Genomic DNA, 26,975 nt, shown 5'->3' on the forward strand with positions numbered 1-26,975 from the left:
GGCTGCTCGGTATAGCAGCCGGTTAATCAACTTGCCGTGCTTATCAATTCTATTACTTATTTTTGTTCTAACGGGTTTTTTACAACGATTTTGCCAGCGATAATATCGTCGCTGATTTTTTTCACTTTATTCACAACTTCTTCTCCGATAAATGGACTAAGCTTTGATGTGCTGTCTGTCGTTACAAAAGTAAGACCTACACCTTTTTCTTTTAATCCATAAGCTGTGGTACCGAATTTGAAGTTACCATCTACAAAGTCTTTCACAGTCTCATAAGCTACTGCGTCTGTACCTTTTAATTGAGACAATACAACATGATCTGGATCTTCTACAGTGCGATCTGTATCTTGACCGGATGTGTATAAGTTTTTCTCTTTCGCTGCTTCAAATACACCTAGATCACTTGTTGCAGATGCTCCTGCGACAAAGTCAGCACCTTGACCGTATTGCACCAATGCTAATTCTTTTGCTTTAGCTGGATCGTTAAAGCTACCTACATAACCAATTAAAAATTTCGCTTTTGGATTTACAGAAGCTAATCCTTCTTTGAAGCCTTCACTATATTTTTTAAGCAAAGGTACATCTTGTGCCGCTACCATACCAACAACATTGGTTTTGGTTGCTAGTCCTGCGGCTGCTCCTAATAAATAAGAAGCTTCATATTCACGGAATCCTACGCTACGTACGTTAGGAAGATCTACAGTTGTATCGATAATGGCAAATGATTTATCTGGATTTTCTTCGGCAACTTGCTTCAAAACATCTTCTGCTTGGAACGTTGCTGTAATAATAAGATCATAATCTTCTGCTACTGTTGCACGCATATTTTGTTCAAAAGCTGTTGGATCAGAAGATTGGATTGTTTTTGTTTCTACCCCAAACTCTTTACCTGCTTTTTGGAAACCTTCGTCCATTTGAACAAAGAACTGATTAACCCCTATTTCTTCTGGAAGAACAAGAGCCATTTTCAACTTTTTACCTGTGCCTTCAGCACTGTTACCATTAGACGCTGATTGTTCGGAATTAGACCCACCAGAACTACATGCTGCTAATAATGCGAACACCATAACTATAGTAATTACGAACATTAAACGCTTCTTCATTCTTTTTTATTCCCCATTCCATCCAAATTTAACGTATGTTTTCACTAATCCTAAGAAATTTGTCGCCTTTTGTCAAACCTTTTTTAGGTAATATGACGAATAAACGATCATTTTATAATAATTTCTTCTTTTATTGCGTCAAATGCGTGCTCAAACTTTTATATTACTTTAATATGGTTAAGACCTTTATACAAGACTTTTTGCTTATCAATCACTTAAAATCCAATCGAAAAAAAGTCCTGAATACTATCATTCAGGACTTTACGTTATACATTGTCAGGTATTTGGCTTTGCAAAAATTATAGTTTTATTAAACGGAGTTGCGCTTATCATACCAAGTATTGGATCATATGAATGGCTACTTATTTGGGTATCCAACCATCGCCTCCTGCCAAAATATGTTCGACAGTGTAATCTTCGGCTTCTGTACTATCTAATAAGTAACTCCACGATACTCGATCTTTAATAGAAGCACCTGCACCCTCACTATTATATTCTTGGTATACAACAGTTGACTCTGCTTCTGGCTTATTCCAGTTATCCCAACCTGTAGAATGAATATGTGCTCCTATATGACATCTGATCCATGTCACTTTAGCATAATTACGCCACGGTCTACCTAAGTAAAAGCTATGTGGTGGTGCATCACTGGTTAACTGGCAATCCAAAAATACATATCCATACTGCACATCTTCTGGTGTAGAAGCCGCTGTTAACCAGCCATGTATCATTGATTCGCTAGTACCCTCTGTATCCTTAGATAAGCTAGATAGAAGTTCACGTTTTCTAGCAAAAATCTCACACCGATCAAACACAGCCGTCGCTGATCCAAAAATAAAATCAATATTTCCTTCTATATAACAGTGCTTATAATATTGTCGTTGAGCACGACGAAATGCGCCTTCGCGCGGGCCACCAAATGTACTACGATCAATAGGTTGAGGTGGTAATGGCCCTGTAAACAATGTATCCTGCTGCCCTACAAATCGACAATGATCAAAAACAGCTCGATCACTATCCACATATACGGCTAACGCTTGCCCTACTTGCTCGCCTGCACCTGCGCTATTGATAAAAGATAGATGTTCTGCTCTAAAATCATCACTTCCTACAAATACGGTATACGAGTAAAACGTATGATATAACGATCCATCTGCAAATGTTTTGCGTGCATAATCATCATAGGTAATCACAGTCGGTTGAGCAGGATCACCGATCAAATGAACAAACGGCTTTTCAATATGAAGTTTTTCGTAATACGTTCCAGCCTGAATATATATAACAGTAGGATATTCACGATGATGTGGTATCTCATCGATAGCACTCTGGATGCTAGTATAGTCACCGCTTCCATCTAATGCAACGGTTACTTCCAATAATAAAGCTGGAATATCCCGCACAGTTCACCCTCCTCATTTATGTAGCTTTGTATGAAGCAACCGATTGACGATGATACAATTGTGGCTGGATAATTACAGGATACTGAACCTGTTCTCCTCGAATCAAAGCAACAATCAATTCAGCAGCTTGAATAGCTAGCTCATCTAATGGCGGTCCAATCGTAGTCAACGCCACTTCTGCATATTGCATATCAGGAAGATCGTCATAACCAATTAATGAAATATCCGATGGCACTTTATAACCAGCCTCTAGCAAAGCACGCAGGGCACCACGGGTGACCATATTATTCAATCCGATAAAAGCTGTCGGCGATTTGGAAGTCCACTCATAATTTCGAATAGCAAAATACCCATCTTCCCATGAAGAATATGCCGGTAATATATAATCTTTATTCCATTCCAATCCTGTACGTTGTAGTGCTTCACGATAGCCTTCTAACTTGATCGGTTGAGAATTACCGATAAATCCAATCTCTGTATGTCCATTGTTTCTAAGATGCTCTACCGCTTTGTAAATACCTTCTTTACGGTCAATTTTGATATATGGAGAGTTGGGTGAATCATCGGTTCCTAGTACAAAACAAGGGATTTGAATATTGGAAAATCGTTTCCAGAATGCTGCTCGATCTGTCATTTCATAATCCCAAAAAATACATCCGTCTACTCGTAAATGATCTAATACATCCATACCTTCATCAGCTACTACCAGAATCATCTGATATCCTAATTTTTTTAATTCTGCATGAAGGTTACCGGATATGTTAGCAAACAACGGATTATTCAGTTCATCCAGTACAAATCCGATAATATTACTTCTACCTGAAGATAGCTGTTGTGCCATAATATTTTTACGATAATGATGCTTTTCCGCTACAGCTAGTACTTTCTCACGTGTCGTATGTTTGATACGTGGATCATGATTTAATGCTTTGGATACAGTGCTATAGCTAACACCTGCTAGCTTAGCGATGTCTTTAATAGTAATCATATAACACCTTCTTTTTCGTAAACGATCAGGAGCAGATGGGCAATACTTTATTATTCTTCTATTATATAGGTTTGATGAAATATTTCCCAAATAGCTACCCTATAAATAAGATTAAATTATTTTTTTTGAGCTGCAAGATAGCGATCATATTGAGCTTGTTTGTTAGCAATAACTTGATCGATATTCATACTTTTGAGAGTACTAAGATAATTATCGAATTGATCTAATCCCAGACTACCACTAACAAATTTGAAATTCATTTCTTCTACATACGTAGTAATATCAGGCATTGCCATACTATCTGTACTCGCTTCTTCTGGAAGAGCATATACAAACGGAAAAGGAGCATGGATATACGGTTCTAATTTTTTGTCTAATTGTGAATGCCATGCAGGAACTAATGCATCAGCAGATTCGGCTGATTGAATATTAGGTAGATTCACAGGCCCAATCCCTAGCTTTTGGATATAATCATTATCTCGGCCTTTAGCTGTAAACTGTTTTTTTCCATCTTTGTCAGTATACGTATCATCTTTGATACCCCAGGTGTAATACGTCTGCGCTTCTTCGCTAACCGCATAGTCTAGAAATTTAAAAGCTAACGCAGGATTTTTACTATCTCTTGAAATTCCAAAAATGCCACTGACAGGCGTGCGCCCAATATAAAATTGATCTCCATTCGGTCCTTTGAGTGGTAAGATTCCTTTAAATATAGGCTCTTTTGGATTGTAATCTTTAAATAATGGACTATAAACCATCGACATATACCAGCTAAAATTAAATGTAGCTCCAGTTACATTTTGTGAGATTCTTGAAGTCACTTGATCGCTGGTCGTGCTTGCATAATCGACACCTAATAATCCTTCTTTGTATAGACTATTAAGATAGGTTAAGTATTGCTTGTAAGCAGGCTCATTATAACTAAAATGTACTTTCCCTTGATTATCTGCATAAAATTGATTTGACAAATCTAATCCAAATACAGGGCCAAATGCCATTTCTAAAAACTTGGGCTCCATCGACATTGGAATCTCGTCTGCTTTGCCATTTTGATTCGGATCTTTTGTTTTGAATTGACGTAACATCTCTGTAAATTCATCCAGAGTTGTCGGTTCTTGTAGACCTAAAGTTTTCAGCCATCGTTCATTAACCATGAATACAGGCATATAATTTTTGGTGAGTGTCTGCTGAGGCACATAATACATTTTACCGTTGGGCGTAGTTAGACTAGCTTTGACATCAGGAGATTGCTTATAGATTGTTTTCAAATTCACTCCGTATTTTTCGTACAGTTCATCGATCGGAATCACAATACCACTATTGATATATTTCATTAATTGATCTTGGTCAGGCATATAAATAATATCTGGTAAGTCTACTCCTGCGGCGAGTCTAGGATTGACAGCATCCGCATAGTTTTGAGGAGGAATCAGATCCCAATTCACTTTAATACCGGCATTATCAGTAATTTGCTGGACGATCTTAGCATGGGCTAAATCAACATTGGTAGTCCAAGCATTGGTTGCAAGTACAGACAATTCGGCATCTTTGATCGCTGTCACAGGTCCTTTCCCTGTATATGTAAAATTCGGCTCCGCTTCGACCGCTGCACTTGTCTGTGATCCATTGCTCCCACTGTTACAACCTGCCAGACTTGCCGCTAACATTGTGACCAATACCAATTTACTTACTTTTTTGGCTTTCATCTTGCTTGCCCCCTTTATGATCATACCCAAATCATATTTTTTATCGCCTTTCGCATATAACGGGCGACTTATCCTTTTACCGCACCCAATGTAATCCCTTTGACAAAATAACGTTGAATAAAAGGATAGATTGTTACAATTGGCAAAATGCTCACTACAATAGAAACATAACGCACCTGCAATGTAGATACTGCTAATGCACTGGTAGACATTGATCCGCCCATTTTCTGCATTACTTCAGGCGAAGCCATAATTAAGACTCTGCGTAAAAACATCTGTAACGGTTGCAAATCCTGTTGCCCTAGATAGAGCAGAGCCGAGAAAAAGTTATTCCAGTGATACACTGCATAGTATAGTGTCAATACAGCCAGTGTAGGCTTAATGATCGGAATCGCTAATTTAAATAACATCGTAATATCGTTCGCTCCATCAATGTTAGCGCTCTCAAATATTTCATTCGGTATTCCTTCAAAAGCAGACCGACAAATCATCACATTAAAAGTAATCACTAACACAGGTAATACCATTGCCCAGCGTGTATTGTATAACCCTAGCGAAGTAATTAACATATACACAGGGATCAATCCACCGGAAAAGTACATCGTAAACGCGATAAAAAAATTCAATTTACGACGTAAAAAAAATCGAGGTCTGGATAAAGGGAATGCCGCCAAACAAGTAAACAAAATATTCAGTACTGTACCTACAACTGTATACCAGAGTGTATTGTAAAAGGAGACCCACAGCTCTTGATACTGCAACACCATTTTGTAACCGGATAATGTAAAGCCTACCGGAAATAAAATGACTTTCTGCTGATCTATCGCTTCTACAGAACTAAATGAAATACTCAGCACATACAAGAATGGATACAAAGTCATTATAATCGCCACAATAGTCATTACATAAATTAATCCGTAGAATGTACGATCGCTTAATGATTTTTTAGGTGTAAATGTATCACTGTTGATCTTCATATACGAACGATGTGGACTTTCGATCATCGATTTTTTCATGGGCGTCTCCTTTAATCCATCTGGCTAACCTGTGTCAAAACTACCAGAGAGACATATTGGTCATACGTCTTGTTATCCGATTAACAGTGAACACAAGTACAAAAGTAATAATCGAGTTAAACAAACCTACTGCTGTAGCAAATCCATAATTCTGTCCTTCTATTCCCATCCGATATACGTATGTGGATAATACATCTGCGGTCTCATACGTTGCACCGTTGTAAAGCAAATATACTTTTTCAAAACCGACACTCATAATGCCACCCAGTGATAACAGCAACAAAATAACAATCGTAGGCTTGATACTTGGTAATGTCAGATGCCATAATTCTTGAAATTTGCTAACGCCATCAATTTTGCCGGAATCATACATTTCAGGATCGATGCTCATAATAGCAGCGATATAGATGATAGAGCTAAACCCAAAACTTTGCCAGATTTCAGAACTCGTAAAAATCGTTCGAAACCAACCTGCTTCCATCATAAAATTAACTTTTTCGATACCAAACCTTGCTAACAATGTATTCACAATTCCATCAGCCGGGGATAAAAAATTAATTAACATACCGGCAACGACGACTGTGGATATAAAATGAGGTAAATACGTAATTGTTTGAGCAAATCGTTTAAACACCTGATTTTTGATTTCAACAATACATACAGCGAATAAAATAGGAATCCCGAATCCAAAAAGTAGAGGTAAAAAAGCGAGTAAAAAAGTATTGCGTAACAACCGCCAGAAGTAAATAGAATGAATAAATTGAGCAAACCATTGCAATCCTACCCAGTCTCCACCGAAAATACCATGCCCTGGCGTAAAATTTTTGAAAGCAATCAATACACCGGGCATAGGAATATACATAAAAATCACATAGTACACAAAAACAGGTGCAAACATAATCAACAAGTACTTATCACGCTTAACCAATTTCATAAGTAAAATTGCTTTTTTACCCACTATAGACCACTCCCTTTCACTGATTTCATCGGTATACTTTTGAATATTTCACTTAATTACAACGTTGTAATTTTGCTATAAAAATAAAAGAATAAGCAAAATATAAAGTGATTGTGTTCTATATTCTCATTTTAAAAACAACATAATTAGCACAATTATTCTTTTTATTTTACGTTATCTTTTTTACTTTTTAAAATTACAACGTTGTAATTTTAGTATTTATGAATACGCTTACATTCATTTTTGTTTATTCTAGCAGACTCTTCTGTTTTTGACAATCATTCTCTTATTAATTACCTGCTTATTATTTAGGACCTGCATTAGCTTGTACTAGATTCGGTACATTCGCTGCTGGGTCTAACGAATAACTATACGGGAATGACGTTCCACCCGGAAATGCTGCTCCTGTAGCGGATGTTCCTGTAACTGCATTATACACATTGTTGCGTTCATAAAATTTATAAGCATCTCCATTACTATCTAGACCAATTTGGTTACTGTTATTAGTTTTGTAAAAATAGTTATTTTCCGAAAAAATATTACCTCCACTACCGATCTGCGCTGCATTGTACTGTTGTTGTGAATAACCTTGTGAATTATTGCCTGTTGGTGTTGTACTGTTATCAAAGTAGTTATCATACATATGCACATATCCACGCAATAATGGACGTCCTTTTAGATTAGGGCCGAACCAGTTATGATGCATGGTCACATGTAGTTTGCCACCACCATAAGTATACGAATCATTTTTATTAGAACCGATGATCAAAGCCAGCCGTTCAGAAGCCAAATCTTGATTACTTCCTACCCAGTTCCAAATAGGATTAGGATTCATATTTAACCAACTATCTGTAAAATAAAAGTGACTGTTTGACAAAGTAGCATAATCAGAACCCTGCGAGATAACAAATAGATCATCACTAATATTATACATCGTGACATGATCTACCAAAATATTGCTTGTACGGCGAAAAGAGACTCCCAAGTAGTTGGTACCTATACCACCGGGTTGTGTATCTGCTCCACTTAAATTTTGCAAATCTTTAATATTTCCGTAGAACGTAATATTTTTGATCACTACATTTTCGATATTTGTGCCTGCTGGAAGATTTTCGCCACTAAATTTTAACTGAATATTTTGTAATACTGCTCCGCCACCGCTTGCTCCTTCAATCGTTGTATTATTCCAATTGGTTGTAGCAAACGTAAGTGTTAATGGTTTGGCTCCACCATAAATATTGCCTTTGATTACAATATGATGTTTGCCTGCATTAAACGCATTTTTCAATTCAGCAAGTGTCGTTACGGTTACAGCGGCTTCATTTGAACCTGTTGTTGTAGCATATCCGCCTGTTGATGCTGCATGTGTATAACTCATCGTTAATCCCGGAAATAACAATGTGGATAACATGATTACACTAAGAAAAGACATCGTCATCCCTGCGAAAGATAATTTGCTTCTTTTGGTCATTGTGTACCCTCCTGAATGATTATATTGTTATCGCTATACCCTGTAGACGCCCAAGCCTTTTCCTGAACGAGACTCCTTTCTATCGCTAATTTTTTATTACTCTTTTGCGATGTATCCAATTATATATTTCTATGTATTTTTATTCCATATACGATTAACGATGTATTCTATGATCCTATTTTCATATCGCGTCTAATAAGAAACAGATAATTTAATCTAATAATTACATATAATAATACCGAAAATTTCATATTTTTCTATTTAGTAGAAAATCTTGTATTTCACCTTTATCCATCACGAAAAAAAGGATTGGAAAAGTAGAAAACTCTACTTTTCCAATCCTTTTATAAAATGATAGTTAGAGACCATTATTTCAGTCACAATAGGCTAATTAGAAATGAAAACCGACTCGACCTTCACTATTTTGAAGCCATACGCCTTTGCGACTTTTATCCAATTCGCCGCGAAGTCCTTGAATCAATTCTTTCATATCCAATTGACCATCTTCATGCCAGTGTAATGCCGCGGAAATATACAATTCGCCCAATTGAGCAAAAGTAAATCCTTCGGTTAATTTAGCAGTTTCCTGCACCATATCTTCTCCTGCAAATTCATGCAGACGTTTGCGATAAAAGAATTCTGCCCGTAATTTCTCATCAGGTAAAACAATTTCATAAGCACGATCAAAACGTCCGGCACGATTCATCAAACCAGGATCGATTTTTTCAGGATAATTGGTTGTTCCGATCAGAAATACACCTTCTTTGGACGTTGCTCCATCCAGTGTATTTAAGAAAAAGGAACGTGCATCTTTCGGCATAGAATCAATATCTTCGATCACAAGCACCATCGGTGTCATACGTACAGCCGCATCGAATACTTCTTCAATCGATTCACTGCTTGTATATTCGGTGATCTGCCAGTATGCTACAGGGCCTGGTACACTACCTGCAATCGATTTGACCAGTGTTGTTTTCCCGTTACCCGGATGCCCGTATAGCAAAATACCACGTTTATACGGAATATCATACGTTTTGTAAAACGAACGATCTTCTGCAAAAAAGCGATCCAGCGAGCGATAAATATCTTGTTTGATCTCTGGTGCCATAATCACATCATCGCGTGAGACTGCGCGACTCACCGGTTCCATTTGGCGATTAATGCCATGACGTGTATCTGTAAACACAGTCACACGACGCAGACTTTGTTCACGTTGACGTACACGTACATCCCCTAGAAATTTCAATAACGATTCATCACTTACTGCAAAAACAAGATCTTCGTTACTTAATCCATGCGGACGGAATACCGGCATACGTGCCAGTGCTACACCTGCTTGTGCATACGCAAATACATTATTGATCATCGATGGATGTACACAATAATCAGGCTCAGTACGGTCTCCATCATAGACAAAAGTACGTTCTTCCAAACGATCATAGATGCGAATCACATGCTCTACATCGGTATTGTTATGACGCAAATCTTCGTCCAGCAATTCCCAATATTCGGTATTCGGATCACTGCTTGAATATAATGTATAAGTCACTCCATAACGTGCTGTTAACGCTTCTTCGATGCCTTTGATTACCCTTGCATAATCTGCATATTCGGTAGGTAATTTCTGTTCATCTTTAGTGTAAATTACAATCGCTTCAGGAGTGTTTTCACTATCGATCGGTTCCACATTAGTATGACTTGTCTGAAAAAGTGAATCCATTCATTTAGCCCCCTTGATTGCCGCAAGCGGCTTACATTTAGCGACTACAGAAGCAAGCCCTGCTCCTGTGACACTTTCAATAATCTGATCTACATCTTTATATGCTTGTGGTGATTCATCTAATATCGATTCAAGTGAACGCTGATTGACAACGATCTCGTCGGCTGTACCGACTTGAAGCGAACTAGCAAATTGATCAACCGTTACTAATTTTTTGGTAGCTGAACGAGAACGTGCACGTCCTGCGCCATGACAGATTGAATAATAATTATCATATCCACCGGGCTGACCAACCATAATATACGATGACGTTCCCATCGACCCTGGAATCAATGCCGGATGACCTGTAGCCAGATAAGGCTTAGGATTACCTGCATGACCGGCTGGAAGAGCACGAGTTGCTCCTTTGCGATGGATAAATACAGCTCCTTCGTCCCGTTCTTCTGCCCACGCATAATTGTGCATCAGATCATACAAAGTACGCATTTCACAGGAACGACCGAATACATCGCGGAACGCTTCACGAATACTATAAGCGATTAGATGACGATTTACTGTGGCATAGTTCAGCGCCGAATACATCATATTCACATAATACTGACCTTCAGGATGAGACAGAGGAAGAAAAGCAAGTCTAGGATCGGCTGTTCCTAATCCTAATCGTTGCATCTGTGAAAGCATTACACGATTGCTTTCTTGACTGACACTGCCTCCCCAAGAACGTGAACCCGAATGAATCATGACCACAATTTGTCCGTCGCTCATGCCCCATGCTTCCGCTATATGACGGTTTTCTTCATCAATTTCAAGCGCCTGAATCTCAGCAAAGTGATTGCCACCGCCTAGTGTTCCCAATTGACGATGGGCTCTCCCCCATGTCTGATCACGAACACCATTAAGCACTTCTTCGTCAAAAGAAAAACGGCTTTCTTCCACATGAGTCAATGACGTGGATTTTTTGGGTGTATAGCTATCCGGCACGTATTTACCGGGTAGACCATGTAATCCTTTTCGTACTACATGTTCTAAACGTAAATCTGCAAAATGTCCTCGTTGCTGGGATTCCATCGGTAAATATTTTTCGATAGCTTTGACTAATTTACGGCGTAATTTCACATCCTGTAGATCATCCCGATGCAAATTGGTCAGATGCACACGCATACCACAACCGATATCGCTACCTACAATCGAAGGCGATACATAACCGGCACTTGCATCCCAGACCGCCGTTGTACCAATACATGTGCCAATGCCGACATGCACATCAGGTGTATAGCCCATATACTGAATACCTGGGATTTGTAAATTATTATTAGCCATATTAAATACTTTATAATCCAATCCTGCAAATAATTCTGGATTGGCGTAGACATGTACACTTCCCGCAGGAAGTTTTACTTCATGAATATAAGAAGATGATATTGGAGTACTCATAATTGGTAAAACCTCTTTCAATTCAGCCCCTCTATTTCGAGAGAGGCTTCTTTATTATTGTAAACGAGTCTGCTTACAAAAGCGAAACTTCGTTTGGATACGCATATTGCAGTGTTTCCCGAAACAACTGATCTAATAAATCATCTTGCAGTTGTTGAGAAGTAGGCATATGCACAACTTGTTGTTCTAAAATGTCGATCATATCTGATAAAAAGTTCTGGATCGACGGAATTTGTTGCTCTAGATTGAGTTCTTCGCCTGCTTTTTTACGAGTCAGTAATTGATCGATATCACTACGAAGTTGCCCCGGTGGCAACATTTCTTCAATCAACTCATCAAAGCCCATTGGTGGCATGGTTCCTTTTTGATCGATCCACAGGCAAGCTAAGATCGGACGCAATACATAAAAGTATTTTTTGATCTTAACAGTATCCCCTTGCAAATAGCCACGAAAGTTCCCTTTCGCCATATGCAGGTAGTGATACATGCACGCACGAGGCGAAAAATGAGTTGGTGATACGTTTCGAATTCGCTCAGCAAGTGAACCATTTTCAGCATATTGAATAGGAGATTGCAACCATTCCATTAATGGTGGATTGGATTTGCGGAACAAATTCAGTGCTTTGCGCAAGTCCCAACCGTTAATATCTAACTGCTCACTAATCGGATATTCAATCACGTCTCGTCTGTTAAAAATCGACAAATACCATTCTGGAGGATGAACATAAATAAAGCGCACATCATAGTCGCTATCTTGAGAAGGAAATCCCCATGCACGACTACCGGATTCACAAGCATATAAAATACGAATGTTTTGTTCTTGTTCAATACGTTTTAATTCAGTCTGAATGATAGAAGTCATGGCTTGAGTAACGGACATGATCGATCACTCCTTTCATATGAAGGGGATGGGTGAAGATTCACTTAAAATTGGCGATTAGTAATAAAGACCGCTACAGAAATAGAATGGTTCTTGTCGTCGCTGTTGAAGAAGAATCCCTTGATGATACTGCTAAAGCAGTCGGGATTTTTCTTCAAAGGCGAACGCTGCGCTCTTTCAGAATCCATTCTATTTCTTTCGCTCAGTGCTAGGTGAAACATGAATTGGCAGGTATAAAGATAGCTGGGTTAAAGAGTCGTTTTTTCCCCATTGGTGGGGATTAGCAGTTTTAGTGCTAGATAAGATGAGCTTTGTTTGTTGTTTTAAATCTATGATTTAGTTTTCGAGTTTCTGTTAGGGTCGTTCTACTTTTGAGCTGATATTTCTTATTGAAATTGGATACTATTTATGATCTTTGTATAAGTTTTGAAGCTGTTTTTTGAAGCTATATGAGTTGTTTATTAGTATTGGTTCTTTAGTTTAAAAAAGTTCACTTGTTGTACTGTAGTTATTTGAGTTATGGGTAAAGACGATTTGGCTATAGGAAACGGTTTTACTTTTTGCTTTTATTCTTCTTTTTTTATACAGATTCTTTGATTGTTATATAGATGTTACATTATGGTTAGTGGTTAAGTTGTATAGGTTAGTACTTGCTGTACATCAATTTTTATTAGTTTTTTAGTGGTATTAAATACCTTTTTATAAACTTTATGGATGTTAAAGACACAAAAAAACCGCGGACCTCTGTATACGGTCTGCGGCTAGTGATTTATCGAGCAAATAGGTGTAACGGCACTATTTGCTATTCAATAAACCCTGCATATTTAATTAGATGCCTTTATTTAAGTCAAAGGCACTGATTGAACTGGAAAATACTTAGCTAGTTAGCATTGAATATACAAGATCACGTATATGGTAACTGTTTCAATATAAACCGAGCTTTACATTTCCGTATTGCAGTTTATGTCGTCCGTAAGAGATTGAAGAACATGAAGCAAGTGTATGAAGTTTTCAAGCAGCAGTTGGTATTATGTTCATCGTTTAACCGTAGACCACTATGCTGATCCGGCTGATACGTATTCTGAATATTCATATCATTGCGTAAAATCATGTCCTTCAACCTCCTTCCTGTTTATAATATAGCAATCATACTCGGTATATTTTGAAATTGTCAATTCCATATTTGGAAAATAGGTCTATAGACACAATCTTTTTGGAATAGGAAAAAGACTTATTTTATTGCAAAAACAATAAATTTCAACATATTTATATGACATATGATTATAGTCGGAAATGGTTATAATTCCATAAAATGACTGGTATAATCGGGTCAGTGTAGAGCACACTAATCTCATTATTCAAGGAGGACATTTATGTTGACTCAATGGATTCGTTATCGTATGTGGTCTCGTTTTTTGGCATTCACTGTTGGTTTGTCGTTGGTGATAGTTTTACCGCTTCACGCTTCAGCAGCTTCCTCTTCTACAGCCTACGATAAGCTCAATTTTGCTAACAATAAGTACTATGTATTTAACAATGTGTGGGGGCAAGATACGGTTCAAGGATGGTGGCAGACGGTCTATCATAACAGTGATACCGATCTAGGTTGGGTATGGCACTGGCCAAGTACTACATCTTCTGTCAAAGCATATCCGTCGCTTGTTAGCGGATGGCATTGGACAGAAGGTTATACACCGGGTAGTGGTTTCCCTACTCGCCTTTCGGATAACAAAAATATCAATACCAATGTAGCTTATTCTATCAAAGCAGATGGTACTTACAACGCGGCTTATGATATCTGGTTCCACAATACAAACAAAGCGAGTTGGGATTCTACCCCTACTGATGAAGTGATGATCTGGTTGAATAATACCAATGCCGGGCCACTAGGTACTTACGTAGAAACAGTAACTATTGGCGGCAGTAGCTGGAAAGTACACAAAGGTTGGCTAGATGCTGGTAATGGCAAAGGATGGAATGTATTCTCTTTTGTACGCACTTCTAATGTCTCCAGTGCTTCACTCAATGTGAAAAACTTTACTGATTATCTGGTAAACAGCAAAAAATGGATGGCAAATACAAAATATGTAAGTAGTGTTGAATTTGGTACCGAAGTATTCGGTGGCGATGGTCAAATTAATTTTTCTAAATGGAATGTAGCTGTACAATAAAATTCTGTTTCTGCATACTTTAAAGACTTCCCTGTTATTTCAAGGGAAGTCTTTTTTATTACTTATATTGTTTGCATAAAATATATATAATTCATCTTCTATTAACAATTGTCTGATATACTGCTTTATTAGTGTAAAGAATGGTTATGGATGATTGAGGTGAATCTATGTCTAGAGAACGGATCAATGAATGGGCATTACTACGTGGATTTGCCTTTTTGGCGGTCGTGATGCAACATTCAATTGGTGAATATATTTATCGAAGTGGCAGTATACAAGCTGATTCGATAATGTTAGGTATGCTTTATCATTTTACAAGATTTGGCACGCTAACATTTGTTTTTTTAGCAGGTGCTATTTTATTTTATCAATATGGAGATGGACGTAAATATCGTTCGGTGATTGTTAAACGAATTGGAGATATTTATATTCCATTTGTTGTATGGACAATCATTTACTGGATTGTTATGCAGTTTATTTTTAATATGCCGTTGTTTAGAGCGGATAGTTGGCAAGATATTGTACAGCAACTATTTGTACCTACCAATGGATATCATCTCTGGTTTGTGATTATGATTTTTCAATTTTATTTGTTATTTCCGCTTTTCCGCTGGCTGGGTAAGCAATTCAGAACACGTTTATTAGACAATCGTTCGCCACAAGAGCAACAAAAACATATTATTGTGATGTTAATCATCATCGGTATCATATATGGATGGTTGATGTGGTCATGTTATTATGCGATGCCTACGTGGAATGTACAGGGTATCTGGAAAATCATTTTAGATCATCGTACCAGTGAATTTATTTTTTACTTTTTTTATTTTGTATTGGGTGGTATCTGTGGTTCAGCGATTCAGCGCTGGCGCGCAATAATGCTCAAAATATTGCTCTGGACAGTGTTTTCGTTTTTGATTATGTATATGTGGTTAGGTTATGATCTGTTGCGTTTTGATCCTGTCGCTATTAATTTAAATGTATCGACTTATCTCAAGCCTACTACCTTTTTGGCTGTATTGAGTCATATGTTATTGATGTACGGATTAGCTTTGTTGCTTGCAGAACGACAAGGTGTGATCGTTCGCTTCTTGCAGTGGTGTGGACGATACTCATTTGGTGGGTATCTATCGCATGCCTTAATATTGATGGGTGTATCTTACTTTACACGCCAGATCACAGCGCCCGGACTTAACCTTCTACTAACCCTACTTACTTTTATGATTGTAGCTCCTACAGCTATAGCGCTAACAAGCGGGCTCTCTCGCTTACCAGGAGGACAATGGTTAACCGGATCAGCAGGCAAAAAAGGCAAGCATTCACTACGCTCTCACGCTTCCAGACCGCAATCCACATTGCCTCAAGATTCGTGACACAAATAAAACCGCTACTTCTCTGTAACAAGAGAATATAGCGGTTTTATTTGTACTTTTATCAGCTTATCCCCATATCTTACGAACATATAGAGAATGATGATAAAGATTCACTTGATTCATTTCTTGCATTTCATACCTTATAATCACAATGGTAAACGAACAGAGAATTCAGTCCATTCTTCATCACTTTCAACCCGAATAATACCCCGATGTTTGGATAAAATTTTCTGTACAATCGCCAGACCTAATCCTGAATTTTTACGATTCAGCGGTTTGGTACTGAATCCGGCTTCAAAAATTTGTTGTTTTAATTTTTCGGGAATAGGATTGCCATTGTTTCCAACTGTAAAGGTTAACTGTTCTCCACGAACACGTCCGGTTACTTTGACCATTTTATCCGGTTTGTCTGTTTCGCTAACCGCATCAAACGCATTATCAATCAGATTACTAACAATCTTGACCAGTTCTGTTGATTTTACTGTACCAAATTGAACTGATTTGAGATTGCTGATATCGTATTCAAACTTAATTCTGCGGTCATATGCTTGCGTCGTTTTGGCTTGAATCAATGCAGATAATGCCGGCAGATTAATATTGATAATCTGATTCATCGCGATCGATTCTCCTACCAGCTCCGCAGTATACGTAGACAAGTCGTCATACTTTTTCATTTTGACCAACAATTGAATCGTATTTACATGATTATTAAAATCATGACGTTGTTCTTTGATCGAGTTAAATAGCGCATCAATATTTTCTAAATAAACATTTTGCACACTTTGCGCCGCGGCTTCAGTACGACGATTCAAAATCGTAATCAGTCCCAAAACCAGAGCAATAATAGCGATCGAACAAGCTGAAATCGTCAGTGTTAATCGGATCAATTGTTCGTTAAGGGTCTGCTGCACTTCGGTCAAATCCGATACAACCGTTATAATCGCAGGATACGTCAACTCCACAGGTATAAATGTTTTGAGTACAGGCACATTATCAAATTCATCGGTAATCGATATCGTATTTCCTGATTTATTAACTTGCTTAATATTTGTTTTGTCTGTAGCACTCTTGTAAGAGTAATCGTTGTATAATGTCTCATTGTCCGAGTACCAGATAACCCCATGCGAATTGAATTGATTCGCTTGATCGAGAAAAATAGGCGGATTAAAAATAGCAATCCCCAATGTCTGACGACTACGCTCACCATTTAGGATTTCACGAATAATCGCTTCTACACCTGTTTTTTCTTGAAATTCTCGCACTGATTTATCATTTGTATACACATTAATTACATAATTTGTTTTGCCATCGTAGTAATAACCCCACTTCTCACCAGCAGAGTTCGCACGATCGACTTTGGAGATCATAGGAGCTCCCCAATAATCAGGTAGCTTTTGTCCAATATCTACAGTAGGCGTTTTGCCAGCAAGCAATTCTTGAACAGCTTTGAGCCAATCTGCTCGCCATTCTTCTTTAACCGATAATTCATTGGGGTCTGAAGAACGTATAGGAACCACATTATTACCTGAAGGTGCTAACAGTGTAATCCGATCTACACCTACTTCTTTGCTCACTTCAGCAAGTTGTTGATTGGTAATCTTGTTCATGTCTGACCCAATTTTAGACTGTGCAGCTTGAGCTGCCATTCTCAAGTTCTCGCCTATCAAGTCCTCTACAAAAGCTTCTCCACTTTGAGATAATTTGATAGATGATCTAATCTGATCAGTGATTGCGCGCATATTTTGTTCTTGAACCGAAATTAATGCTTTTCGTGTTGTTACATAATACGTAGTATTCACAATAATCAACACAACTGTCATAACAGCCAAAATATATACAGTCACCGGAAAAGGTTTGGGTACCAGGCTCTTACGTTGTTTCATTTTAGGAAATTAACCCCCATCTATATCAGCCGCACTTGCTCCATGCCTTTTAGCCGTATTAAAAATCTAAATGCCCGAATATCGACAAAATTCGATTCTTTTTTTAGTATCATACCATGAACCGCATAGGACTACACTTTATTTTCACAAAAATCTACTATTAATTTATGGAAAAGATACCTTTATTTATTGTAACGTAGCGGACTAAATAAATCTATAAATAAAGGTCCTGTAAGCACTGTAAATGCTATTCAGGACCTTTTTGGATAACATACACTATACAATTTGGGTAGAGTCTGCTTACTTTTGAGCTTGTTTGCGCTCTGTCCACCATTCCATATACTGATTTTCGATCATATCATATTCCTGTTGTTCATACTGTTCGCGTTCAGCAGAAGAAATAGATTTCTCTTCATCTTCGTAAATATGCCATAAGTCGGAAAACAAATAATCTTTGATTTCAACATATTGCCCTTGTTCTCTACCATTGACCCAAATGATACCTTTTGTTGTACGCGTAATAATACGTGCTTCATCGATTGTCATGGCTTTTTGCCCTAACCGAATACTGGCGATCATCTGTCCAAATGTATACCACTTCATCCGGTTTTGTCCCTAGCGTTCAATCAATTTGAAATCATCATAATGGAATCCTGGGGCTACCACACAAGATACAAATACAGGATCATTTCCAAGCGGTCTAGCCATTTGCCATTCTCCTGCTGGAATCAATACTTGTGGTGTCTGTCCTGCTTCGATATCCATACCCAAAATCATTTTTTTGCCTTCTACCGGTTGATCGCCTTTACCGCCTAGTGTCAGTTCAAGCGGGCTACCAGAATGGATCAACCACAACTCATCAGAATGAACAACATGCCAATCCGAGATTTCGTCACCATGCAGGATAAAGTAGATCGATGTTGCTGAAAAACGTGGTCCTGAATATTGTTCAGGCAAAATATCTTTTGGAATTTCAAAAGAAGCTTTCCACATTTCTTTATACCAACCGCCTTCGCGGTGTTCGTTCATATCTAGCAATTTCACTAATGGTGATAAAGGTAATTTTGTTCCCATGTATCATAACCTTCTTTCTTCAGAGTTTGGAGTGTTTACTTAGTCAGCGATACTAATTAAAGGTTGCGTCGTAATGGTAACATTACCAGCAATCGCACGTGAGATCATACAAGACTGTTCTGCTTTATGTGCAAGTACTGTTGCTTTCTCCACTTGATCGGCTGATTCGGCACTTAATACAATTTCAGGTCGATGAATCAATTGTTCGTACGTAAAAATGTTATTGGTTACATCTACAATGCCTTCAGACTTCATAGTTAATCGCGCAACCGCAATATGAGATCGTTCAAGCATCGCTGCAAGTGTAATAATATAACAAGTTGCGGCTGCACCTAGCAACATCTCGTCAGGATTCGTACCTGTCCCCGGGCCACCCATCGCTTGTGGAATCGAGATGGCTGTTTTGAGATTGCCTGATTCGATTGTTCCTTCGCTATTACGTCCACCATGCCAATCAGCATCTAATACAAATTGGTGTTTCATAGTATATTCATCTCCTTGCTCTGCTTACACATTTCATCTTGAACATTTTACCATATTCTGTGGTTTGTATCATTTCAAAAATAAAAACGTTCTTTCTAAATACGCAATTACGTATCGAAGAACGTTTGATATACATAGATGGATATACCCATCAGTTAAAATTCTTTTTTATAAAAACGGCGCATTCCCCAGAAAAATAAAATAATCATGTAAATTAAAGTATAGAATATAAATGCTGTCGAAGGTACTTGTCCAATCCCCATATGACCTCTCATTTCCTCATCAATATTAAACATCCCTGTTAATTGTTCTACATTCAACATGACTGCTAACATTTTACGTTGAAGAGCATCTGTTGGCATTGCTAATGAAATCATCCCTGTAATATTGTATAGAGAACGAGCCACTTCTGGCTTCATCTCCATACTACTGGAAAATTTCTCTACCATACCGCCTAGCCAACCTGCTCCATATAACATGGTCATAAATACACCATTACCAATGGCCGAAAACATGGTAGCTCCCAAAAAAGTAACGGTAACTAGCACAGGTACGGTAAGTGCAAATAATAAAAACGATTGCATATGTACAACAAAAGTCTGCGGTACAGTTGAAAAGATATTTGCAATAATAACAATCGCAATATATAAAATCAAAGCATAGGCGATACCAAATAACGTATATCCTAGCCAGCGCCCCAAAAACCATTTCCAACGCTGAATCGGACGAGTCAACATTGACTGCATAATACCAACTTCAGCTTCTCCAGATATAGAAGAAAACGAACTAAAAATAATTAAAAAAGCTAAAATAAAACTGCCAAAAAAGAAGCCTAATGTCAAAATAGACGCTCCCGTCATAAACTGGGCTATCAACTGCTGACTTGGGTCCATATCAGATGGTTCTCCAAGAATTCGAGCGATAAGTGAAAAAACGATAATAAATAATACGGTCATAATCATTGTCATTAAGACCACTTTTTTACGCATTAATTCTTTCCAGGTCATACCAATCACTGTTGTCATTATTGCTCCCCCCTGTGACTTAGCCCGGATACAGCATCCATAAACCATTCTTCTAATCGTTCTTTGACCGGTTCTACATTGTATAATGTCATTCCTTGATTCACGATTAATGTATTCAGCCAACCAACCTGCTCTTCGTTATCTATCGTTGCTTCTAACCAGACAGTCTCTTGTCCTAAAGGCAGTGTAGCAGTGGCAGATGATATCGTTGGTGTAACATATCGCTCTATCAAAATACCGCTAGTCTCGCTTAACCACGGTAGAATCTCCGGTGTGAATCCGCCCACTTTAAATCTCCATTTGGTCTTGGTATATAAGACCTGACTGACTTGTCCATGACGCAAAATCTGTCCATTATTCAGTAGCGCTATGCGTTCACATATACTTTCTACTTCTTCCAATAAATGCGAATTTAAAAAGATGGTTTTACCTTCATTTTTTAAACTTTTAAGCAATTCACGTACTTCTAACCGACCGATCGGATCCAAAGCTGAAGAAGGTTCATCGAGAAATAAGATTGGTGGATCATTGACTAATGCGCATGCCATACCGAGACGTTGTTGCATGCCTTTGGAGTAATGTTTGACTCTGTCTGTTCCACGCTTACCGATACCTACTTGATCTAACACTTGCTTGATTCGTGGCTTGATCGTACTCTGATCCATTCCACACAGACGACTGTGCAATCGAATCACTTCTTCACCGGTTAACCATTCTTGATAACGATACAATTCAGGTAGATAACCGATATGTCGCTTGGCAGCTAAAGAACCAATAGGTTCACCAAATAACGTAGCACTTCCTGAAGTAGGGGCTGTCAATCCAACCAGCATTTTGACCAGTGTACTTTTGCCTGCACCATTGGGACCGAGGAAGCCAAAGGCTTCCCCTTCTCCCACACTAATAGTTACATTGCGACAGCCACGACCATTATCATATTCTTTCGTTAATTGCTGAATATCGATCGCTACTGTACTCATGATTGGATCAACTTCTCAATTTCTTTTGTAAACGATTCATATGTGTTATAAATCTCTGCACCATCCAATGTAAACAATTCTTCATTATGAATCCATGTTCCGTAATAACCTATTTTATCATTAACGGTATATGTTGAGATCAAAACAGGTTCTCCTGCGATCGTCACACGTTCCGTTTTACCACTTGATTCAACAGGTAATGGTAATGAACCGTTAATAATTTTATCGCTTTGCAATCCGTCTTTAAGCGATTGTGGTAAGAATGGCAGATCAGCAATCGCTTTAAATACTTCATCTGTAGAAACAGAAGCATCAAATTGAACAGTTGGGACTTTAGTTTGGCTTAAAGATGCCGTCTGTTCATCTTTAAAGATATAGTAATGAATAGTCTCCGGGAAATGTATAGCAATCGGCGTATTATTAAGCGATTGAGGTAACAATTCTTTCCCTCCTAGACTTTGGATCGCTTTGTTAACCTCGTCTACATTCATATTGAGTGTCTCTGTTCTCGAACTTTCAATTTGTGCCTTTTCTTCATCATCTTGAGAAAAATCTTTAACTTCAGTGTAATTTAATAACTCTGCTGCTTTGGAAGGACTAAAGCTTCCTTCTATGTTGCCATACGTCGAATTAAATGTTCCAAACCGATTTTCCTGTTCTCCTAACTTATTTTCACTTCTGTATTGATCGAACATATCAGACAATTGCTCACTATCCACCGTTGTTAACGTCTGTGCACGAAATTGATCCAATAAGGCAGCCATCGCATTATTGCCAAATGGAGTAGCTATCACTGCTCCAGCGACTACACAAGCAGCAATACCTGTTGTCCATCTTTTGCGAGCTGAACTCATTTTACGGCGACGCTTAACGGTTGGTTCTGTTTCTGTTGATGAAGTATAGGATTGTTCTTCATTCGATTTTTTCATAGCAATTACACTCCTTTGAGGTTGTTGTGATTGTGATGATGGATCATCTATTTGAAATAAATGCGGTTCATTAGCCCATTTTTCCCAGTTAGAATGTGGCGTTTCATTAACAAGCCGGCTTTTTAATTTTGCCCATGCTTCATCTGTAGCACTAGATGAATCTGTTGGTTCTGTAGGCTGAGTGGCATTAGGATCATGCGGAAACTTGCTCACGTCTATTCCTCCTTTTGTTTTTGATTTACGTAGACCGTAACATCTTTTTACGTAATTTATTGGTTGCCCGATGTAATAATGTACCAACAAGCGGTGGTTTTAATTGAAGCTCTTCAGCAATCTCCGCATAACTGTAACCCGAATATTTCATGAGTAAAGCTTGCCTATCCCGTTGAGGTAATTGTTCTAACCATTCTTGTACTTCTTCTTGTTCCATCTGCTGTATCACGATATCCTCACCCGAAGGTGGAGAGTGTTGAAGATCATAGTATTGTTCTTGTTTATTTTGTAGTCGGCGTTCTCTAGCTTTTTTATCCATATAATCATAAGCAATCCTTGTCAGAACTCTGTGTAGCCAAGCTCCAATCGCTTGCGGATCATCAGGTGGATTGCGATATAGACGAAGAAAGACTTCTTGTGCTAGATCATCCGCTATTGCTTCATCGCGTAACAACGCATAAAGTTTGCGTTTGACGATCGGATAATGTTCATGAAATATCTGTTGAAATGGTTCCGGTTCCGGAATGTCCATGTTGTTCATGCTCCTTTCCGCTGCAGCTATAAGAAAGACGAGTGGTACTCCATTTTTGTATCTATTCAACATCAATTTATTTTTATTATTTAAATACGTCTATCTACTCAGGCTATTTGTAGGACTTTCGACAATATCATACATACCTTATCGATAATTTTGTTAGTCAACGTGTATAAAGTTCGATATAATAGCACATGAACATCCAATATATTCAATTGATGTCGTATACTACCTGTAAAAAGTTCTTTGTTTATAAAAGAATTTGAGGAGTGGAAGCTAATGCTTTGGTTACAACCATTTGAACTTCAATTAGATGCTGTTTTTGAGGAAGCGAAGCAAAAAGTAGCCCATTTTCCAAAGCCATTACACGAATTAGGATTAGCGTATTTAGCCAAATTTGATATCCGGCAAAAACATAGCACTAAAAATTATGTCTGTTATTTATTGCCTTTTTGGATAGCAGAAACTATTCAAGCTCATGCAACTTCAACAATGAATAATACCTCTTCCACTATCGTTTCTTCTTCATCTCATCTACAATCGTTACCTGAATTATCGCATCGTATGGGTGTTGCTAATATTTTTTGTATGCTTCATTTTTTTATTCAAGACGATCTGATGGATACGCCTGATTTGTCTGCCGATAAATTACATGATCTGATCCCGCTTAGTCAGTTGTTCTGGAATGAATTTGTAAGTATTTGTGGAGAACATCTAGGTAATGACTCTTCATTCTGGCAATACTATAAGCAGTTTTTAGCCGAGTGGGCAAGTGCTGTATACAATGAAGCAAAGGCTGATTATTTGTTTGAACAACCACAACAGATTGCTAGCAAAGTTAGTCCGCTCAAAATTTCATTAATTGCTATGTTGCTTCAATTGGATTGCATGTATATGTTACCTGATCTGTTGCAACAATTGGATCAAGCTTTGATTGTATTACAAATGAACGACGATCTTAGCGACTGGGAAGAAGATATGGTCGAACACAATTATAATTGTTTGCTCGCTTTTATTCGCTATGAAGCAGTCAACCATCATCAAGCTTTATTTTCAGATAAAGTTACAGCGACCCAGGTACAACAAGCGATCTATGATCAAGAAGTCATCTGTCGTTATGCGCAGTATGCACAATCTTCTTTTACCGATGTTCCATCATTATTTGTATCAGACTCTTTAATAGCTTTTCGAAATTATTTAATTCAACAATTGCATGAAGCTGCGACATCTATACAGGAAGCTCGAAATACCCTTTTACAGGGAAGTTTACTGTACTTTATTCAAAAAGACCTTACATCTTCATAGATTTTTAGAATTAGACATGATACACTTAATAGGTAATTATAACCATTTAAGGGAGGAAGATTAATATGTCCAGCCAAGCTATTTTTCAAGCACAAGTTATTCAAAAGGCGTGGGAAGACCCTAGTTTTATGGAGATGTTAAAAACCGATCCAAAATCAGCACTGAAAGATGTGTTGGGTATTTCTTTTCCAGAACATGTGCAACTTAAAACAGTAGAAGAAAAAAGCGATGAGTTCTATCTGGTAATCCCTCCAAAGCCTTCATCTATGATGGCTGATGCTAAAGTGAAAGTTGATGCTGGTTGGTAATATTCCCCTTGTGTTATTAAGATGGTTTTCTATACTTATATATGTATATAATCGTACACAAAAAAACTGTTATAATCTTCTGGCAGCGAACCCCTTATACTTGCGGGTCCGCTGCTGGAAGATGAATAACAGCTTCTGTGCCTACATTCTTTTTACTTTTAAATTCTAATACTCCCCCGAGTGCTTCTATAATGCGAAAAGTCACCATCAACCCCAGGCCTGTTCCTTTGGTTTTATTCGAAAAGTAAGGTTCTCCTAATCGTTTTAACTCTTCTTCTGTCATGCCACTTCCATTATCTTGAATATGGATCTCGATTTCTTTCTCATTTTGCTCTGCCCAGATATGAATTTTGCCTTCTTCAGGTAACGCTTCGATACTGTTTTTCACAATATTAATCAAAGCTTGCTTGAACTTGGAAGAGTTCCCTTGAATATCGAGATTGTCAGGTATATTTATCGTGATTGTTCCTCCAGCCAAAGTAGCCAGCGGTCTCATAATGCCTTCGATATGTTGAAATTCCTGCGCCAAATTTAACTTATTTACTTTATCAAATTCAGGTTTGGCAAATGTTAAAAAGTCTGTAATAATCGCCGATGCGCGGTCGAGTTCTTCTAACGCAATCTTGAGATGTTCTCGTCCTTTATCATCGGTATTCATTTGTAACAATTGCAAAAAGCCGCGTGTCACTTGTAGTGGGTTGCGTACTTCGTGAGCAACAGAAGCAGCAAGTTCACTAATAATGTCCATTTTCTCTGAACGCTGAAGCTCATTGTTAAAGAGTTCTAAGCGGCTGGAGTAGAGCACCATCTGTTGATGATTTTGAGCAAATCGTCTTGCCATTACAGATATAAGTGAAATTACAAAAATCATCACTCCCCATTTCCAGAGGGTTACATTGTAACTTCCAGCTTGAATATAAAACCATGTTAATTCTCCCCCGCTAATCAAAGCGAAAATAGAAAAGCCGGAAGCGAACAAGATAGCATCTTTGTTTTTACGAAAAGCATATGTCACTGCTACGATCATCAATATCAATAATTGAACAATCAGTAGAATACCTAACGTTTTGACCGAAATAAAGTAGTAAATCGCGAAGTATCGTTCATCTGTCAAAATATTAAAAATCATCGCCATTACACAGATAAAAGAATACGCATATTGAACTTTTTTCATTTTCGTAATGATACCTTTGTAACCACTGCCGAACACACATTCAAAAAAGTAAAGCAATGCAGGCAATAGTATAAATAAGCTTAAATCCAGTAAAACCGAATACAATTTGTAATAAGTCGGGTAAAAAGTAAACAAAAATGGCGAGTAAGTTACCACTAATATGCCGAGAGAAAGAATAATAGCGGCTAGACTAAGCCACATTCTTAATTGATCTCGCCGTAAAAATACAGAACAGATCACCATTACCAATGATATAAAGATACAAGCGCTACCCAGTACTACATCAATCAGATCAGAGCTGACATACGAAATCAACATATCTTGATAATCGCCAACCATAATGCCCTGCTTCAGACTGATCTGTTCACGCGCTGATTCTACCCAGATATACAGTAACTTGTAAGAATCCTGTTTTGTTAAAGGTAATAACAATTGATTTTGTTCATACGCATAACTACGCTTCGATTCAAAAATCTTATCTTGATCCAAATACACAATAATATGCTTACCATTCAGTTCTGGAATAAGTACGCCCGCTGTATTCCATGATAATTCAGGTAAAGGAATACGAATCCAAGCTGAAGAACTATTGACCGGTTTGCCATCTTTCATAATTTCAGAAGAAATCCAGGGGCTATCTTGATCACTATCCCATGGTTTGGATGTTAACGTATTTTGCGATTGCCATTTAATTTGCCAATAATTGATAGAATAACCTGTTCGTTTTTCACTTTGAGTTGAAAAGAAAGATAACGCCAAGACGACCACTATAACTGCGATTAAAACCCCGATTAAGGCTTTGGACAGAATCTTCATTTCAGCACCTCATTATAAATAAACTATGTACTA

24 protein-coding genes are annotated in these 26,975 nt (G+C 37.9%); 4 read left to right on the forward strand and 20 right to left on the reverse strand.

Features of this window, described 5'->3' with window-relative positions:
- Positions 1-56 precede the first annotated feature (56 nt).
- The 11 genes from ACFSGI_RS16890 to ACFSGI_RS16940 all read right to left on the reverse strand — a co-directional run bounded on the left by ACFSGI_RS16890 (position 57) and on the right by ACFSGI_RS16940 (position 13,787).
- Positions 57-1,103, reverse strand: a complete 1,047-nt coding sequence (locus ACFSGI_RS16890; protein ID WP_204825360.1) for a BMP family lipoprotein — start codon at positions 1,101-1,103, stop codon at positions 57-59.
- A 362-nt stretch (positions 1,104-1,465) separates the two neighbouring features.
- Positions 1,466-2,503 carry a pectinesterase family protein gene (locus ACFSGI_RS16895; RefSeq protein ID WP_204825361.1) on the reverse strand — a complete coding sequence of 346 codons (1,038 nt, stop codon included), beginning with the start codon at positions 2,501-2,503 and terminating at the stop codon, positions 1,466-1,468.
- Positions 2,504-2,519: 16 nt separating this feature from the next.
- On the reverse strand, positions 2,520-3,491 hold the full coding sequence (locus ACFSGI_RS16900; RefSeq protein WP_204825362.1) for a LacI family DNA-binding transcriptional regulator: 972 nt from the start codon (positions 3,489-3,491) through the stop codon (positions 2,520-2,522).
- A gap of 116 nt (positions 3,492-3,607) precedes the next feature.
- Complete coding sequence (locus ACFSGI_RS16905; protein ID WP_379283724.1) at positions 3,608-5,197, reverse strand: extracellular solute-binding protein; 1,590 nt, start codon at positions 5,195-5,197, stop codon at positions 3,608-3,610.
- 68 nt (positions 5,198-5,265) lie between these two features.
- Positions 5,266-6,213, reverse strand: a complete 948-nt coding sequence (locus ACFSGI_RS16910; RefSeq protein WP_379283726.1) for a carbohydrate ABC transporter permease — start codon at positions 6,211-6,213, stop codon at positions 5,266-5,268.
- 40 nt (positions 6,214-6,253) lie between these two features.
- The gene (locus ACFSGI_RS16915) at positions 6,254-7,171 is read right to left on the reverse strand and encodes an ABC transporter permease (RefSeq protein ID WP_379283728.1); all 918 of its coding nucleotides are present in this window, start codon (positions 7,169-7,171) and stop codon (positions 6,254-6,256) included.
- Between the two features lie 304 nt (positions 7,172-7,475).
- Positions 7,476-8,642, reverse strand: coding sequence for a pectate lyase family protein (locus tag ACFSGI_RS16920; protein ID WP_204825363.1), 1,167 nt, complete (start codon positions 8,640-8,642; stop codon positions 7,476-7,478).
- A 391-nt stretch (positions 8,643-9,033) separates the two neighbouring features.
- Positions 9,034-10,362 carry an AAA family ATPase gene (locus tag ACFSGI_RS16925; protein ID WP_204825364.1) on the reverse strand — a complete coding sequence of 443 codons (1,329 nt, stop codon included), beginning with the start codon at positions 10,360-10,362 and terminating at the stop codon, positions 9,034-9,036.
- Positions 10,363-11,796, reverse strand: a complete 1,434-nt coding sequence (locus tag ACFSGI_RS16930) for an RtcB family protein (RefSeq protein ID WP_204825365.1) — start codon at positions 11,794-11,796, stop codon at positions 10,363-10,365. It lies immediately after the preceding gene.
- 73 nt (positions 11,797-11,869) lie between these two features.
- Entirely contained in the window at positions 11,870-12,676 is an 807-nt protein-coding gene (locus ACFSGI_RS16935; RefSeq protein ID WP_204825366.1) for a nucleotidyltransferase domain-containing protein, read from the reverse strand.
- A gap of 961 nt (positions 12,677-13,637) precedes the next feature.
- Positions 13,638-13,787 carry a hypothetical protein gene (locus ACFSGI_RS16940; protein WP_204825367.1) on the reverse strand — a complete coding sequence of 50 codons (150 nt, stop codon included), beginning with the start codon at positions 13,785-13,787 and terminating at the stop codon, positions 13,638-13,640.
- A 289-nt stretch (positions 13,788-14,076) separates the two neighbouring features.
- Between ACFSGI_RS16940 and ACFSGI_RS16945 the strand changes: the two genes are divergently transcribed.
- Together ACFSGI_RS16945 and ACFSGI_RS16950 are read left to right on the forward strand one after the other, a co-directional pair.
- Positions 14,077-14,847, forward strand: a complete 771-nt coding sequence (locus ACFSGI_RS16945; RefSeq protein ID WP_204825705.1) for a GH12 family glycosyl hydrolase domain-containing protein — start codon at positions 14,077-14,079, stop codon at positions 14,845-14,847.
- 167 nt (positions 14,848-15,014) lie between these two features.
- Complete coding sequence (locus ACFSGI_RS16950) at positions 15,015-16,217, forward strand: acyltransferase (RefSeq protein ID WP_204825368.1); 1,203 nt, start codon at positions 15,015-15,017, stop codon at positions 16,215-16,217.
- Between the two features lie 146 nt (positions 16,218-16,363).
- Here ACFSGI_RS16950 and ACFSGI_RS16955 read toward each other — a convergent pair whose 3' ends face one another.
- The 8 genes from ACFSGI_RS16955 to ACFSGI_RS16990 form a co-directional block, all read right to left on the reverse strand.
- A complete protein-coding gene (locus tag ACFSGI_RS16955) occupies positions 16,364-18,100 on the reverse strand; it encodes a sensor histidine kinase (protein ID WP_204825369.1) in 1,737 nt (578 codons plus the stop codon).
- Between the two features lie 300 nt (positions 18,101-18,400).
- Positions 18,401-18,703, reverse strand: coding sequence for a hypothetical protein (locus tag ACFSGI_RS16960; protein WP_204825370.1), 303 nt, complete (start codon positions 18,701-18,703; stop codon positions 18,401-18,403).
- 12 nt (positions 18,704-18,715) lie between these two features.
- Positions 18,716-19,174 carry a cupin domain-containing protein gene (locus ACFSGI_RS16965; protein ID WP_204825371.1) on the reverse strand — a complete coding sequence of 153 codons (459 nt, stop codon included), beginning with the start codon at positions 19,172-19,174 and terminating at the stop codon, positions 18,716-18,718.
- A 39-nt stretch (positions 19,175-19,213) separates the two neighbouring features.
- Complete coding sequence (locus ACFSGI_RS16970) at positions 19,214-19,657, reverse strand: OsmC family protein (protein ID WP_204825372.1); 444 nt, start codon at positions 19,655-19,657, stop codon at positions 19,214-19,216.
- Between the two features lie 155 nt (positions 19,658-19,812).
- Positions 19,813-20,682, reverse strand: a complete 870-nt coding sequence (locus ACFSGI_RS16975) for an ABC transporter permease (protein ID WP_204825373.1) — start codon at positions 20,680-20,682, stop codon at positions 19,813-19,815.
- A complete protein-coding gene (locus ACFSGI_RS16980; RefSeq protein ID WP_204825374.1) occupies positions 20,682-21,662 on the reverse strand; it encodes an ABC transporter ATP-binding protein in 981 nt (326 codons plus the stop codon). Before ACFSGI_RS16980 ends, ACFSGI_RS16975 begins: the two co-directional genes overlap by 1 nt.
- Positions 21,659-22,804, reverse strand: a complete 1,146-nt coding sequence (locus tag ACFSGI_RS16985) for a hypothetical protein (RefSeq protein ID WP_204825375.1) — start codon at positions 22,802-22,804, stop codon at positions 21,659-21,661. Before ACFSGI_RS16985 ends, ACFSGI_RS16980 begins: the two co-directional genes overlap by 4 nt.
- 25 nt (positions 22,805-22,829) lie before the next feature.
- Positions 22,830-23,336, reverse strand: coding sequence for a sigma-70 family RNA polymerase sigma factor (locus ACFSGI_RS16990; protein WP_204825376.1), 507 nt, complete (start codon positions 23,334-23,336; stop codon positions 22,830-22,832).
- 282 nt (positions 23,337-23,618) lie between these two features.
- Here ACFSGI_RS16990 and ACFSGI_RS16995 point away from each other — a divergent pair, with 282 nt between their 5' ends.
- Both ACFSGI_RS16995 and ACFSGI_RS17000 read left to right on the forward strand, forming a co-directional pair.
- Positions 23,619-24,644: a hypothetical protein gene (locus ACFSGI_RS16995; protein WP_204825377.1), complete on the forward strand. Its 1,026-nt coding sequence runs from the start codon at positions 23,619-23,621 to the stop codon at positions 24,642-24,644.
- A 65-nt stretch (positions 24,645-24,709) separates the two neighbouring features.
- Positions 24,710-24,952, forward strand: coding sequence for an NHLP leader peptide family RiPP precursor (locus ACFSGI_RS17000; protein WP_204825378.1), 243 nt, complete (start codon positions 24,710-24,712; stop codon positions 24,950-24,952).
- A gap of 94 nt (positions 24,953-25,046) precedes the next feature.
- Here the strand turns inward: ACFSGI_RS17000 and ACFSGI_RS17005 are convergent, their stop codons facing one another.
- Entirely contained in the window at positions 25,047-26,942 is a 1,896-nt protein-coding gene (locus tag ACFSGI_RS17005) for an ATP-binding protein (RefSeq protein ID WP_204825379.1), read from the reverse strand.
- Positions 26,943-26,975: the final 33 nt, after the last annotated feature.

It is taken from the genome of Paenibacillus nicotianae (assembly GCF_042681745.1).
Lineage (GTDB): Bacteria > Bacillota > Bacilli > Paenibacillales > Paenibacillaceae > Saccharibacillus > Saccharibacillus nicotianae.

What these genes read in the sequence shown, in the direction of transcription:
- ACFSGI_RS17000 (WP_204825378.1), top strand. Translation starts at nt 24,710, where the DNA reads ATGTCCAGCCAAGCTATTTTTCAAGCACAAGTTATTCAAAAGGCGTGG.
- ACFSGI_RS16890 (WP_204825360.1), bottom strand. Translation starts at nt 1,103, where the DNA reads ATGAAGAAGCGTTTAATGTTCGTAATTACTATAGTTATGGTGTTCGCA.
- ACFSGI_RS16920 (WP_204825363.1), bottom strand. Translation starts at nt 8,642, where the DNA reads ATGACCAAAAGAAGCAAATTATCTTTCGCAGGGATGACGATGTCTTTT.
- ACFSGI_RS16975 (WP_204825373.1), bottom strand. Translation starts at nt 20,682, where the DNA reads ATGACAACAGTGATTGGTATGACCTGGAAAGAATTAATGCGTAAAAAA.
- ACFSGI_RS16995 (WP_204825377.1), top strand. Translation starts at nt 23,619, where the DNA reads ATGCTTTGGTTACAACCATTTGAACTTCAATTAGATGCTGTTTTTGAG.
- ACFSGI_RS16965 (WP_204825371.1), bottom strand. Translation starts at nt 19,174, where the DNA reads ATGGGAACAAAATTACCTTTATCACCATTAGTGAAATTGCTAGATATG.
- ACFSGI_RS16950 (WP_204825368.1), top strand. Translation starts at nt 15,015, where the DNA reads ATGTCTAGAGAACGGATCAATGAATGGGCATTACTACGTGGATTTGCC.
- ACFSGI_RS16960 (WP_204825370.1), bottom strand. Translation starts at nt 18,703, where the DNA reads ATGAAGTGGTATACATTTGGACAGATGATCGCCAGTATTCGGTTAGGG.
- ACFSGI_RS16935 (WP_204825366.1), bottom strand. Translation starts at nt 12,676, where the DNA reads ATGTCCGTTACTCAAGCCATGACTTCTATCATTCAGACTGAATTAAAA.
- ACFSGI_RS16930 (WP_204825365.1), bottom strand. Translation starts at nt 11,796, where the DNA reads ATGAGTACTCCAATATCATCTTCTTATATTCATGAAGTAAAACTTCCT.
- ACFSGI_RS16925 (WP_204825364.1), bottom strand. Translation starts at nt 10,362, where the DNA reads ATGGATTCACTTTTTCAGACAAGTCATACTAATGTGGAACCGATCGAT.
- ACFSGI_RS16990 (WP_204825376.1), bottom strand. Translation starts at nt 23,336, where the DNA reads ATGGACATTCCGGAACCGGAACCATTTCAACAGATATTTCATGAACAT.
- ACFSGI_RS16945 (WP_204825705.1), top strand. Translation starts at nt 14,077, where the DNA reads ATGTGGTCTCGTTTTTTGGCATTCACTGTTGGTTTGTCGTTGGTGATA.
- ACFSGI_RS16980 (WP_204825374.1), bottom strand. Translation starts at nt 21,662, where the DNA reads ATGAGTACAGTAGCGATCGATATTCAGCAATTAACGAAAGAATATGAT.
- ACFSGI_RS16910 (WP_379283726.1), bottom strand. Translation starts at nt 6,213, where the DNA reads ATGAAAAAATCGATGATCGAAAGTCCACATCGTTCGTATATGAAGATC.
- ACFSGI_RS17005 (WP_204825379.1), bottom strand. Translation starts at nt 26,942, where the DNA reads ATGAAGATTCTGTCCAAAGCCTTAATCGGGGTTTTAATCGCAGTTATA.
- ACFSGI_RS16955 (WP_204825369.1), bottom strand. Translation starts at nt 18,100, where the DNA reads ATGAAACAACGTAAGAGCCTGGTACCCAAACCTTTTCCGGTGACTGTA.
- ACFSGI_RS16905 (WP_379283724.1), bottom strand. Translation starts at nt 5,197, where the DNA reads ATGAAAGCCAAAAAAGTAAGTAAATTGGTATTGGTCACAATGTTAGCG.
- ACFSGI_RS16970 (WP_204825372.1), bottom strand. Translation starts at nt 19,657, where the DNA reads ATGAAACACCAATTTGTATTAGATGCTGATTGGCATGGTGGACGTAAT.
- ACFSGI_RS16900 (WP_204825362.1), bottom strand. Translation starts at nt 3,491, where the DNA reads ATGATTACTATTAAAGACATCGCTAAGCTAGCAGGTGTTAGCTATAGC.
- ACFSGI_RS16940 (WP_204825367.1), bottom strand. Translation starts at nt 13,787, where the DNA reads ATGATTTTACGCAATGATATGAATATTCAGAATACGTATCAGCCGGAT.